The 13949-nt window shown below is 57.6% G+C and carries 7 protein-coding genes; 1 reads left to right on the plus strand and 6 read right to left on the minus strand.

The genetic code is table 11. From position 1 onward, the window contains the following. Window positions 1-138: 138 nt before the first annotated feature. Complete coding sequence (locus GH656_RS14355) at window positions 139-1839, minus strand: ankyrin repeat domain-containing protein (RefSeq protein WP_153076759.1); 1701 nt, start codon at window positions 1837-1839, stop codon at window positions 139-141. A gap of 371 nt (window positions 1840-2210) precedes the next feature. Further along, window positions 2211-3578 (minus strand): ankyrin repeat domain-containing protein, encoded by a 1368-nt coding sequence (locus GH656_RS14360; protein ID WP_217352295.1) that lies wholly within the window; start codon window positions 3576-3578, stop codon window positions 2211-2213. A gap of 1177 nt (window positions 3579-4755) precedes the next feature. On the opposite strand from GH656_RS14360, the gene GH656_RS14365 reads away from it, so the two are divergent. Further along, on the plus strand, window positions 4756-8061 hold the full coding sequence (locus GH656_RS14365) for an autotransporter domain-containing protein (protein WP_153076760.1): 3306 nt from the start codon (window positions 4756-4758) through the stop codon (window positions 8059-8061). A 177-nt stretch (window positions 8062-8238) separates the two neighbouring features. On the opposite strand, the gene GH656_RS14370 is transcribed toward GH656_RS14365, so the two are convergent. The 4 genes from GH656_RS14370 to GH656_RS14385 form a co-directional block, all read right to left on the minus strand. Further along, window positions 8239-9432, minus strand: coding sequence for an LD-carboxypeptidase (locus tag GH656_RS14370; RefSeq protein WP_153076761.1), 1194 nt, complete (start codon window positions 9430-9432; stop codon window positions 8239-8241). A gap of 132 nt (window positions 9433-9564) precedes the next feature. Then, the gene (locus GH656_RS14375; RefSeq protein ID WP_153076762.1) at window positions 9565-9846 is read right to left on the minus strand and encodes a hypothetical protein; all 282 of its coding nucleotides are present in this window, start codon (window positions 9844-9846) and stop codon (window positions 9565-9567) included. Between the two features lie 282 nt (window positions 9847-10128). Then, the gene (locus GH656_RS14380) at window positions 10129-11742 is read right to left on the minus strand and encodes a methyltransferase regulatory domain-containing protein (protein ID WP_153076763.1); all 1614 of its coding nucleotides are present in this window, start codon (window positions 11740-11742) and stop codon (window positions 10129-10131) included. Between the two features lie 276 nt (window positions 11743-12018). Beyond that, entirely contained in the window at window positions 12019-13866 is a 1848-nt protein-coding gene (locus GH656_RS14385) for a cyclic peptide export ABC transporter (protein WP_153076764.1), read from the minus strand. Window positions 13867-13949 lie beyond the last annotated feature (83 nt).

A 13949-nucleotide genomic window follows, 5' to 3' on the forward strand; every position in this document is an offset into this window, starting at 1 on the left:
TGGACCACCATGAAGAGCTTGATCTGATTGGATAGTGCATAGCTTGATGCAGCAATTCCAGTTTAAAGCTGGGATTTGTAAACTGCTGCGGCAAGCAGCCTTAAGCGGCCTGGCTTTGTGCCGCAGCATTGCTGCGGATTATTCCATTGGGTCAAGTTTTGGCTCGTCCTCAATCATGATCTGCGCTTGCTCAGGGATATAGGGAAACCAGGCTTTGTCTTGTGAAGAGACTGACGCAGCCCGCATCTGCTCGCTGAACTTCTTGCGCTGCGACTCGATAAATGTTCTGACGTTTTCGCCTGATTTCGGTAACGTCGACAATGCCAGATCTTTTCTCGTCAGCCAGAAGGGGTCGTCGAACCAGCGTTTAGGATTGACCGGGCCTGGCTGGCCGGATAAACCTGCCAGCCGTGCCGTGATAGCCAGCGGATCGTAGTAATAGCCTTCGGCTTCCAGATAACTGGATTGTTCAATCAGTGCTGCGATGGATCTCGCCAGAAAAACCATTCTCATCGTGATGTCGGCGCGCTGACCGTCGAGCGCATCGGCATGGATCTGCTCCAGTTCGACCACCATGGTGAGCAGCCGATCGAGCGTTTCATATGTTTCGTCGGGTGAGTCCGGTCCAATCAGATGCACCATCGTTTCAAAGTGCTTCTGCAAGTACTGCTCGTTCAGGTGCTGACGATTCAGGTCGTATGGATAAGGGAAGTCTTTTACATAATGCGAAGAATGATTCTGATACAGATCAGATAGCCGCCATGCTGCATGCAGGTTGATCAGGCTGTTGCTGAGGAAGTCGCTGTCTAACGTGTCAGGCACACGGAGTTGCAACTGCTCAAGGATCGTGGCAAACGCGCTTAAATCTGTCTGATGGTGTTTGATTACGCGCTCAAACTGGCTGAATGAATAGAAATTCATGAAAGGAGGGAACAGGATCAGCACTAGGGATCGCCATCTTTCTGGTGTGGAAAGCTTTTTAAAAAGATCATTTCTAAGTCGTTCCTGACCTAATGCGTCGACTTCAAAATAATTGCGTAAATAGCATTCCGGGAAAAATTGATGAGACGTGCGAGTCTCAATTTTCTCTTGTGCTGTAACGTCTCCGCGCACAATCGCATAAGACAGAAGCAGAGAATTAATGTGGTGCGCAACGGGTTCGTGCTCATCGGTTGTGCGCCATGCGAACTTCAGGTCGGCACCTGCATTGAGCAATAGCTGAAGTGCTTCAGTGCTTCCTTTAACATTTTTCTCTGCCAGTTCGCGTGCAAGCAGCAGCGCTGCTTCTCCCTGCCCGTTGAGCAGATTTACATCGGCACCAGCGTCTAGCAGCGGGCCGGCGTATTCATGTCGTTCGAATTTGAATGCGCTGATAAGCGCAGTGTTGCCGTTTCTGTCGCGGAGGTTGATCTTGCCTCCGATACGCAGGTCATTGAGCAGAAGCTCAAAAATTTCGTCCCGTCCCAGGAAGATGGAGAGGTGCAATGGCGGGTTTTCTTTGAAGAACGTGTTTGGGTCTAGCGTGGGGTCTTCAAGTGCAGCGCGCACCCATTCAATACGATTGCTTTGAATCCCTTGATACAGCCACGTGTTCGCCCTGACGCTAGTGGTCGTTAGCAGGTTTCCAGTCCGTTGCAGGAGTGGTGGGCTTGGATGATCCCCTGTGGTTTCGGTCGAGAGATTCAACATTGACAACGGAGAGGGGCGATGAAGATCGCCAGTGGTTCGCACGAGTAGTGGTGGTGAATCTATGGTGACGCGTAGAGGAGGCTGCGAATGTGTTGCTTGACTTGGTGTTGCAGAAGGTGGCTGGATTGATTCAGAAACGAGATATCGCATTGAAAGTGAAATTCCTGACTTGGCGAGCACATGCTATGCCTTATGAATAGCCTAAGTAACGGGTAGTGCATGCCCAGTTCCATGCCACAAAATTTTTTGCATGGAGTAGAGATAAGTGCTGCCAGAGCAATGCACAAGCTAAACGGCCGCTAGCATTGTTTGAATGAAGTGGGCCCGCTGCGTTGACCCGATGCAGCGGCATTACCTGCCGCGAGGCACGGAGTTAAGCCGATTAACTGCCTGGTAGTCGTCAAACGTTTTGCGATTCTCCGGGTGCTTGAGCTTGATGGACAGATCTTGATTCAGCCGCTGCCAGATATCACAGCTGAATACTGTCTAACGGCATCGGCGCTTCCAGGTAAAGCGTGGCATTACACCTTGGATAAAAACGGCTGCGGCATGCATGTTTCGAGCCATGTTTGAAAGCGGATGCGGTCTTCTTGATCTGGCATGGTGGTAGTCGCATGAGACATTAATTCGGTGTAAAGCCTGTGTAACTGCGCAGTGCTCGTTGAGCCCGGCAGATTGCGGAGTATTGCGTCAAGGTAGGTGATTAATGCTGATGCTGAATGCAAGCGTAAGACTGTTTGTAGCGGCTCTGGATCGTCGTATTTGAGCAGGATTTCGCACGTTATCGACACATCCAGATGGTGGATGTGGAGGAATTCATGCGGAAAAATAATCTGGCTACGCAGCAATTCCACAAGATTACCGTCGCCGTAATACGCCGCGTTCGAGATCAAGCTCATGCCGCGCGATGCGCATTGCTGATATTTATCGATAACCTCAAACAAGCGCGTGGCTCCGCTTGCGGGCTTGCGCCGTTGGGCGATATCCAGCGGCGTCGAGCCTTTGTGGTTCAGCGGCCATGGATTGGCACCCAGCGCCAGCAATCTGGCGGCTGCCGCAAAGTTGCCGGTAACAGCTGAATAGTGCAGCGGCGTGTTGCCCCTGCAGTCGGGCAAGTTGATGTGAATTTTGTGCGCGACCGCTATCCGGTTGAGGACGTTAAGGTTGTTGTGTACTACTGCTGCATGGATCGGCGCGAAGCCGTTCGGTCCCGCTGCGCTGAGCGTCATGGTTGGCGCGTTAAACAGCAGGTCGAGAATTGCTTCTGACGCGCCGTTGCTGATCGCAACGTACAGCGCGGTCTCTGTTCCGTTTAACAGGTCGCTCGGTGCGTCACCATGCCCATGAATCGTGCGTTGCGCCGGGTGCCTCTCGTCCATAGGGTCAGGCATATCAAGCAGCACATCGAAATCCACTTCTGGCGCTTTGCTGTTGCTGCGAGTATGCAGCGCTGTAGTAATTTCCTTGACGCAGAGGCTGGGGTCCGCACCTTGTCTGAGTAACGGCCCGACTCGCATCGCATCACGGCCAAGAATCGCGCACTGCAACTGGAGCGCTAGCCAATATTGGTTCCCTTGCGAGTGGCGGACAGATGGATACGCCGTCATCGGTAATGCAGAGGTGTTGCTCGGCGGGTTTGCTCTCTGGGGCGATGATTCGTTGTTGAGTGGCGTTGATTGCGTTGATCGTGGCTCGCCGCGAGATAGCTCAATCTGGGCATTAATAGTTTTTGGCAGAAATTGAGGCACAAGTTGATCGCCCCGTTTTTTCTTCGCGTCCACTTTGGCCAGTTTGGGGACGCTATCTAATAGTGAATCGTCCTGTGAATTAGCCGATGGATTGGGACGGAGGGAAAAACTTTGACGCAATGAGCCGGAGAACAACTTCAAAACTCCTGAAATAAATGCGCAAGTCGGCGCGATAAATCAAATAAAAAATGGGCGAACAGTGGCCCGCTCAACTCCGGTTTGCCGGAGAAGCGTTAGGGCAATGCAAGACGTGTTCGCCACAAGCAGGCGTGCGTGAGCCGCCCCAGGTCACGCGTGCTGAGCGGAAAGCCTTGGCGCGTGTTCTGTCGCAGAGAGGGCAGTGTCTTTTTACGAAGCGGTCAAATAGCGGCTTGTGCGCTACCGGAAAATCTTCGTCATAACAGTGCTGACAGTGTTATTTCAGCCTTGCTTGGCGAGTGAAGAGCGGAGCAGATAACAGCGTAAATAGCGCGAGAGGAGTAGCGGGTAATCAATTTCTGGACCTGGTATTCATAGAGAGGTATCAACGCGGTAGTAGCGCGATACGGAACACTAAGTAACGTCGGCCAGGTGAAACGTTCCCACGGGTAAGTATTTAATTATCTGGCGAGGCTGGAACAAAATCGCTGTGCTTGTTACTGCGCGAGTGCGTAATGAGTGTGTACTCAACGAGCCAGGAGGTGGCGCCATTTCGCCGCAAACGTAGTGCGTGAGCGTTGCGGTTTTTGTGTTCATTCAGGTGGGCCGTGGCCAGATCAAACACTTGATTGCCTGGTTTGTTTTGCCTCGGGCCAGGTGTACGAACAGTTGAGCGCTGCATGAGGCCGCCACGCGCAGAGCCAGTTGAAAACGACTCAAAGGATGCGTTGCCAGTCACGCGCGCCGATTAAATATGAAAGAAATTTAGGGTCTGTTTTGAAAGAAATAAGGCTCACGCAGGTTCTCTGTAGACCGCTTGCCGCGTATGCCTTGATGCTTTTTTGTCCCGCCTGCAAAGGCCATCAGATCGTCTTTTTCCCTTTCCCAATAAGGCTTCTAGTCTGATATCCGAGTGCCGCGGCATGTGCCAGGCAAGGCCTTGTGGAAATTAATTTCATTTTTACGGAACTGAATTAAGCGGTTTGTTACAGAACGAGAAATATGCCTGTTGAATAACAAATTGCTTTCAGCCAAAAGGGGAGCTGAGCGTGGCTTCTCACGCTCGTTCGAGCTCAGCATCCATGCCTGTGCCGATGTCACAGCGCAACCGGTGCGCGGTTGAAAAGTCATGCGTTAGCTAGCAGGCAATGGATTTTTCCCGCAAGCAGAGACCATCCTTATGAACCGTATCTACAGCGTTGTCTGGAACGCCACCCTGGGCGTGTTGCAAGTCGTTTCAGAACAGGTTCGCTCCTGTTGTGGCCAGCCGGGCCGTAAGCGCATTCGGCGCTCAGCGAAAGCAGCGGCATCGCATGGCGCAAGCTATCGCCCTGAAGCTGAGCTTGAGCAGCGCCTGCCATGCGCTAGTGCAAATGCAATTGGAACTACAAAGGCAGCCGCGTTCACGCTGATCGTGGGTCTGACGGGTGTCGCCGGGCCAGTTTGGGCGGCGGGTGCGGGCGGTGACGTGAGCTACAAGTCGGGCATTTATTTGGGTGGCGCAGGCAATGGCTATGGCGGCTTTGCGGTTTATGGCCTTCCCCCGGGCGCACCTTCCGATGGCAATGGCGGCGCTGGCTCCACGTCCGGTGCGGACGCGGGCGGCAGCGGCGGCGCCCGCGGTGCCACTTCCGTGAACAAGGATGATGGTCCACTTGCCGGTGGTGACGGCGCTAACGGCGAAGCGCCTTCTTTAGGAAATGGACCGGGTGGTGGTGGTGGCGGCGCGGGCGTGTATTCGACGGCTATAAGCGTGAGTTTCGAGAATACGGAATCGGTGAAAGGAGGTAATGGCGGTAATGGTGCTTCGGTGGCGTACGTCTTGTCCCCGGGCAGCGGCGGTGGGGGGGGGGCTGGTTTGCTGATGAGCAGCGGCGCGCTGTACAACAGTGGCACGGTGACGGGCGGAGATGGCGGCGCAGGTGGGAGCAGCCCCTATACCAGTGATGAAGGCGGCGGCGGTGGTGGCGGCGGCGGCGGTGGCGATGGCGTCATCAGCACGAGCGGAGGCCTTGCCTTGACCAATTCCAGTTCCGGTTCGATTCATGGTGGTGCCGGTGGTGCCGGTGGTGCCGGTGCCGGGTCCAGTTCCAACGGTGGCAGTGGTGGCGGGGGCGATGGGGTGAGTATGGTTCAGGGCTCGGTTATCAATGGCGGTTCAATCTCGGGTGGCAGCATCAACTCAAAGAATGGCGTGATTAACGGTGGTAATGGTGGCGCGGCGCTGCTGGTCACTGGAACCACTTCGACCAGCGTGATTTATAACCTGGCAGGCGCGACGATTGCAGGCGGTGATGGCGGTGCTGCCTATAGCAATATGACGCCGGGCTCAGGTGGCGTTGGCATCAAGGGAATGAATTTGCAGATCACCAACGCCGGGACGGTTAGCGGCGGGCTGAACGGTGATGGCACAACCCGGGCCAATGCAATCGAGTTCACGGGTGGCAACAACACCCTCACGCTGGAAGATGGCGCGCAGATCAGGGGTGGTGTGGATGCTCGACGGGGCACGAATGCGCTGATTCTCAGTGGCGTGGCGAACACGAACAACACCTTCAATGCGGGCTTGCTTGGCTTCAAGGCGGGTGCGAGCGAGCAGTTCGTAGGTTTTCAGAGGTATAGCAAGACCGGCGTGGGCCGCTGGGCGCTGACCGGGGCGACCTCGGAGCTGACGCCATGGTATGTCGGTGGCGGCACGCTGTCGATTGGCAGTGACGATAGTCTCGGCGCTTTAGCCGGTTCCTTGACGCTGAATGGCGCGACGTTGCAAACCACGGCGAACCTGAACTCGGCGCGTCAGGTTGTGTTGCAGGGCGATGGCACGATCCAGACCGACGGCGCGACACAGGCCGTGTTGAACGGCCAGGTGACGGGCGATGGCGGATTGTCCAAGAGTGGCGGCGGCACGCTGATCCTGAACGGACATAACACTTACGGCGGCAGCACTAGGGTGCTGAATGGCACGTTGACGGTTGGCGATAGCAGCCACCTTGACGCCATCGTCCCAGGCAACCTGCAGGTTGGACTCGGTGCAACGCTGCGGGGCTACGGCACCGTGACGGGCGATGTGTCTAGCACCGGCACGGTCTGGCCGGGCAGCTCGATTGGCCAGTTATCGGTAAGCGGCAACTACAGTCAGGCAGCGAGCGCGACGCTGAGGCTCGACGTTAGTCCCAGCGGCGCATCGCAACTCGCGGTAGGCGGCAGTGCAAATCTGGGCGGAAAGCTGGCGCTGCTGTATGCCCCCGGCACTTACAGCGCAACGCAATACCAACTGGTGAGCGCAGCGGCAATCACCGGCAATTTCGACACGATCACCGCCAGCGGCAGCGTGCCGCAGAACCTGAAACAAAACGTCCAGGTGAATGGCACTGGCGTAGTGCTGGCACTGAATGACAGCGATGGGCCACAGCCGCAGCCAGAGCCAGAGCCAGAGCCAGAGCCGCAACCAGAGCCGCAACCGCAGCCAGAGCCGCCACCACCGACACCCGTGGTGCTCGCGCCGACTAACGCGACGCTGTTTGGCGCGTTGGGTTCAGCGGCGATGCGAGAAGGCCAGCGGGTGAATGACGTGCTGCTGGAGCGCTTGAGCAATGTCTGTCATGACACGGCGAGTGTTGGTGCGGGCTCAAATTCAACTTCAAACGCTGCGAACTGTCAGCCGCTGGGCCGTCACGCCTGGGTCCAGGCGACGGGTGATGTGGCGCGCGTTGGTGGCAATCATGGCGCGCCGGGCTACACGGATCGCCGGTATGGTTTTCTGGCGGGGGTTGAGCGGCAATTCAATGCATGGACTGCAGGGGTGGCCGGAGGCTATAGCCATGCCGATGTGAGCGAAGACCAGACCGGGAGCAGCGGCACGATTGATACGTTGCGCATCGCGGCCTACGGCGGCCGCGCACTGGGGCCGGTGAATCTTGCCGGGACGTTTGGCTATGCTCACGACTTTCTGACATCGAGCCGCAACTTCACTGGCTTTGGTGATGCGGATGGCGATAGTCAGGGGGATGAGTTTCATCTGGCGGCTCAGGCCAGCTTGCCGCTGAACCTCGGGCGCTTCGTCGTGACACCGCGCGCGGGCGTGCGTTATCAGTACTTTCATGGCCACGCGTTTGACGAATCCGGCCCGACGAACCAGAACCTGGCCGTGGGGATGCAGAACCTGAAAAGTTTGCAGCCGTATCTCGGTGTGACGGCCGCTTACCCATTTCTCATGATGGGTGAACGGCCGGGCCTGGTGGAAGTGCGCCTCGGCTATGCCTACGAAACGCTTGATCCGTCACGCGCCGTGGCGGTGACGGCGGCAGACGGGACGGGTTTTGTGGTGCCGGGCACTACGTCGTCACGAGGGATGCTGAGTGCCGGAGTCGGCGTCAAGCTGCCACTGCGCAAGGCCCTCGATTTGAACGCGAGCTACGACACGCTGCTGCATACCGGCAATGTGTCAGGCCAGGCGTTCAGGATGTCGTTGAGTTATCGCTTCTAGTTAGCGGGCTGGACATGCTGCCCCTTGTTACTGGCCAGGGCCAGGAACCAGGGGCAGCAGAGTATCGGCCGCTGCTGCGTTGCAAAGCGCGGTGTCTTAAGCCACTAGCCGTTGCTGCGTTGTAAAGCACGGTGTCTCAAACCACCCGCCGTTACCGCGCTTCAAAGCACGGCGTGCTCAAACCACTATAGGTCGTTCGAGCAGCAACGCACCCCGCGCGGTATCGAGCCGGATTGACGCGCCTAGCGGCAAGGTCAGGTTCGGATCGCAATGTCCGCTGGGCCAGCCCGCGAGCACCGGTATGCCAAGCGGTTCAAAGATCCGCCGGAACAGCGGTTGAAGCACCACCGGATCGACCACCTCATCCGGATGTTCACCCAGATCAGAAAAATTGCCGATCAGCACGCCTTTGATGCTGGCCAGCTTGCCTGCCAGCCGCAGGTGCGTCAGGAGGCGGTCAATTCTTGACGGCGTTTCGCCAACATCTTCGATAAACAAAATGGCATCGCGCGTGTCGATTTCGTAAGGCGTGCCGAGCACGCTGCATTGCAAGGACAGGTTTCCGCCCACCAGGCGGCCAGCTGCCACACCTGGCGCTAGTGCGGTTAGCGGGAACGCCGCTGGCGGCTTGAACCAGACGCCTGGCGCGACGCGTCCTTGAATCATCGCAAACACGTTTTCTTCGGTAGGCGCTTGTTTCGGAATCAGTAAATCCGATGACAGCATCGGCCCGTGAAAAGTCACGAAGTTGGCATGCCGCTGAATCGCGGCGTGCAGCGCGGTGATGTCGCTATAGCCGATGAACGGCTTGGGGTTCGCCCGCAGCAACGCGTAGTCGATTTTGTCGAGTAACTGAGTGGAGCCGAAGCCGCCGCGCAGACACCACACCGCATCCACATCCGGTGCGGCAAAGGCCGCGTGCAGGTCGGCCAGCCGCGCGGTGTCGGTGCCCGCCAGATAGTCGAATGGGGCGGGTAGCGTCGTCCGGCACGCGGGCATGATTCGCACCTCGAAGCCGAGCGCATTGAGCCAGCGGCTCGCTTCATCCACTTTGTCGGTCGCGCTCGACGCGGGTGCCACGATGGCGATGCGGCCGCCGGCCTTGAGCCGGGGAACGGGGGTTGCGCCCCGGGTCGCTGCCACTGGGCCTGGGCTGGCTGCGCCAGATGAATCAGATGCACCAGCGCTTAGGGAGGCGCAGCCGCTGAGGGCTGTGCTTGCTGCTAGTAACGCGGTGGCGCGGGTGAGAAATTGCCGCCGGGGCGAGCTGCAATCAGCGTTGTCAGCAACGGGTTGGGCGGTGGGAGTGAGCGCAGCAGAGGGGCTGCCGTTGTTGATGGCCTGGGGGTCTCGATCGCTTTTGTTTTTCATTTGCTGTTTACCTGTTGGCATGAGGTGAAACTTGCATAGGGAGTGACATGACGATCTGGCCACGCTCGGGTGTCACGGGCTGGATGAAAGATATCCCGGAGCCGTTTCATGAAATTGCGTTGCAGGGTTTGCTTACATCAAGCGGTGGAAAACCGTTGTGGAGTCGGACTGTGTACGCATCTCATTCCGGTCTTCAGTGGGGGGGAGATCGACAAGCCTTTGCGTTTCGGTGGCGTTGTTGTCTGCTGGTGGCGTGAGCGTGGCATTCGGCGCTGCGATATTGGGGCTGCCGAGTTCATGTGTTAAGAGAGCGGTGCCCGAGCTGCCTGCGCGGGGCCGGTCATTCACGACTGGAATGACGATGGCCTGTTGCATCCCAGGAGCGCCATGCGGCTGCACTGGTTGCTGCGGCATGAGTTCGTCCATGAAGAGGGGTGGGTTCTTGAAGCATTGAGGATGAATGGATATCGGCATAGGGTTTCGTGGTTGTGGCCCGGAGATCGCGCCAGTGAAACCCCTAAGTAACGCAAAGAGTCGGAATCGTTCCATTGAGTGTTAAGCAGGATTAATTACCTGCCGAAACAGTATTTGCTTGAATCAGCAATAAAGTGAAAACGCAAAAATGACAATGCCCAGCTTAAGCACTGGGCATTGAAAAAAAACAGCCGGATGAAACGCATCCGGCGTTATCGCAGATCAAGATTTTTTATTCTTGTTCTTTTTTCCTGCGTTTGATCCGTTGTTATTGCCGTTACTGCTTTCACTTTTAGATGCAGCTTGAGCCGCCGTGGCTGGTGCGGCCGCTGGTTTTGGCGTGAGTTTAGCGGCGAGTGCTTTTTCATCACTTGACGGCGTCAGGAGCGCGATGCTTGCAAACTGGTCCAGATACAGTTTTACGCTGTCTCGTACCGTCTTCTTGAGATCTTCCTGCGTATTCATCACGTGCGTACCAATCGAGGCTGGCAGTTGAATGGTTGCCGCGTAGGAGGCATAGAGCGCATCGACCAGTTCATCAACTGTCCGTGTGCCATCGAGTAACGCTAGCAGGTCTCTCTCACCTGAATCGAACCTGGCAAGGGGTTCGTGCCAGCCGTTTGAGATACTAAGCGGCAACTGTTTGTCAGCAGTGAACTCCGCCAGCTTGCGGATGACGGGATCGACGTGCGGGCGAGTTGAAGGCGTGAGCGTGCCGAGCATAACGGGATCGACACGGAACTTCAGCACCCCGCTGGTCAGAAATGACTGGATGGTTTCGAGTGCGACGGCTTCGGCCACTGGTTGCGTCGCGGGCTGGTCTTCATAGTGCTGCGACACGTGCTTGACAATCTCGTCGACCGACACGCTGGAAGGCCATGCATCGTTAAGCATCTTGACCACCAGCGCGGGAACAGGACGCGAGGTGAAGAGCGAGATGCCAGAGCGTGTTTTCCAGGTATCCGGATTTTCAGGGTCAGGCGTTGACACGCATGCCACGTGCAGCTTGCGCATCCGGTCCCAGTTAAGCCGGTAGGCAATGTTGGGGACGTGCTGCTGACGTACCAGCAGTGTCTGGCGAAACGTGCGGTTCGAAATAAAGTCGAGCAATTGCTCCAGCACCACCTGGCTGCCGCCACATTCCTGCAGCAGCGGCTCAGCTATTTCTTTGGGGTGGTTGCTCAGGAACATCGACACAATATTGGCCTCGGCCAGATAGTCCAGCTTTTCCGTTCTGGCTGCTGCGATGAAATCCTGGAAGTAGTACGGGTTGTTGCAGCGCTCAAGATATTCATGGGCGAGGTAATACGAGTCGTGTTCGCGGATGCTCTTGATGTTGTCTTCCATGACTTTCTGCAGCAGGCTTCCGGGCGACGCGTTGTCGTGCATGAAGTCGACCAGGCCGCGTGCATAGGCCAGGCGCTCGCTCTCAGGGCGGCCAGCGGCGCGCAGCAGCATCGCATCACGCACGATTTCTTTGGCTTTCCAGCCGGGATAGGCGTTGTAGCTGATATACGCGATGCCATTGGTGCTCAGGCATTCGCCGCAAATTCGCAGGATCGCCGCACGGACGTCTTCGGGCACCCAGCTATACACGCCGTGGCAGATGATGTAGTCGAATTGCCCGATGCTTTTGTCGAGATCGGCAATGCTGCCTTGCTTCAGCGTGATGTTCTTGAGGCCGGTGGCCTCGATGGCTTGCTGCCCCACACCAACTTGCACCCCGGAAAGGTCAATGCCGACTACCGTGGCACCCGGATGGCGTGCGGCAAACGGAATGATGTTGCCGCCCGCCGCACATCCCAGCTCTAGCACCCGTGCATTTGCCGGGGGCATAGATCGAGACCAAACAGGTAGGCGACGCTATGGAGTTGCTCAGGCGCGGTTTGTGGAAACGGATTGGAGGTGTAGGGAAGAGCGTCGTAATGTTCGGCGATGGCTTCAGTGGTGTTAATTGCTTCCGTTACAGCAGTTTTTGTTTGCGTCATAACTTTAAGGGGCCTCTGTCAGGGAATCAGGAAATAGAACTGGCCTGATCTTTTCAAGATCGAGAGGCTTAATCAATAAGACAGATCTCATTTACATCCGTATTTTGAAAGGTTTGTAAATAATTCAGTGCTGCCGGGATGAGGGGGCGGATTGGTAGGCTGGCGGCGCAGAGCCTTGTGGCGTAAGGCTGTGCGGCATGCCGCGAGTTTCGTTGACGATCGTACCGTTATCGAGTTTCAGCACGCGGTCGGCCAGCGTGAAGTAGCGGTCATCGTGGGTCACGACCACCACGGTTTTGCCGCGAGCGCGTAATTCCGGCAAAAGTTGTTCATAAAACACGGCCTTGAACGCAGGGTCTTGATCGGCCGCCCATTCGTCGAACAAATAAAACGGCCGGTCTTCGAGATAGGCCACCACCAGCGCCAGACGCTTGCGCTGGCCAGTCGAAAGCGCCCGGGTAGAAAAGCGCCCATCCACCACCTGAACTTTGTGTTCCAGCGCGAGCTGGGCCAGCAGTGCATTGGCTCGGGCATCGGCGCTGGCGCGTGAGGCTTCGGTGGGATCGACGATGCCCAGCAGCGCATCGAATAAATGAAAGTCGTTGAACACAGTCGAAAAGCGTTCGCGGTATTGCGCCCGCCCGGATGCTGGGAGCGTGATGCCATCCACTTCGATCACGCCTTCCTCGGGTTCGTACAAACCGGTAATCACTTTGGCCAGCGTGGTTTTGCCGCTGCCATTGCCGCCGACGATGAAGACCAGCTCACCTGGTTTGAAGGTCAGGTTGATCGGTCCGATGCGAAACATGCGCTCGTCGCGTTCGTGGAAATACGCGTGCGTCACGCCACGCAGCGTCAGCGTGGAAAACTCAGCGGATGGTGTGACCTCAGCCGCGCTGTTGGTCCTGCTGTTGCTGCTGTTGCTGCCGTGGGTGGGGCCGCTGGTGACGGTTGAGGTGGCTGATGTAACTGATGCGGCTGATGCCGCTAATGCAGGTGGATCGAATTCGGCCAGCACGGTTTCGATCCGTTCTAGCGAGACGCGTGCGGCGTTGACGGTGGGCAGGTTGTTCAACAGGCCATCGAGCGGGATTAGCAGGAACAGAAACACGATCACATAGCTGGCCGCCGCCTGCGGGCTGGCGTGTGTGCCCATGGTTGGCCAGAAGGTTGCCAGGCCGAGAAAGACATAAAACAGAAACACGATCCAGCCGACCCCCACCGCATACGCGATAAACGCGCGACGCCGGTGATCGCGCACTTCGGCAATCGCCGCGCCTAGCTGCCCATCAACGAACTGGGCGGCGCGCGCGCGATGCAGCTTGAGCTCTTTTGCGCCCGCAAAGAGCGAGCCGAGATAGCCAAACAGACGGTCTTGCGCGTGGCCTGCTGCTTCGAGCGCGGCGAGCGCGCGGATGTCGCCCAGCCGGTAGCCCAGCGAGCCGATCACGATGGCGCTCAACGCCAGCAGGCAAACTGGCCAGGACAGCCAGGCCAGATAAGCGAGGCAGCCCACGACGATGGAGCCGTGCATGACGATGTTGGGCAGCGCGAAAAACAGCATGGAGACGTTGGTGGCGTCGTCGGTCAGGATCGACTGCACTGGCGCGGCTCCGACCCGCTCGACGTCGCGCAGCTCAGCGGCGGCGACTCGCTCAGCGGCATGGCGGCGCATCTGGCTCATGGTGTCTTGCGACAGCCCGGCAAACAGCACACCCGAGAGAATCCGCGCCAGCAGTGCGATCACGGCACAAGCCGCGAAGCGCAGTGCCAACGATGAGTTGGCTGCGCTGGGCGCGCTCAGCGCCTGGTTCAGGGTGGCGACCAGCAACACACTGGAAGCGCCATTCGCCACGCACGCCATCAGTGCGAGCGCGAGCGTGCCGCGTGAGCGGCGCAGCAGCGTGAGCAGCAAACGGGTCGCGGGGCGCTCGGGGTTGGCGGGGCGGGGCGGGGCAGAAGTGGCAGTCATCGGCATGAGTTGGGCGAGTAAGGCAGGAACCTGAGTCAGGCATGAAGCGTATGGAACGCATGGGGCGCGAAACGCAGAGCACG

Origin of the sequence: Paraburkholderia bonniea (genome assembly GCF_009455625.1) — a bacterium.
Taxonomy (GTDB): domain Bacteria; phylum Pseudomonadota; class Gammaproteobacteria; order Burkholderiales; family Burkholderiaceae; genus Paraburkholderia; species Paraburkholderia bonniea.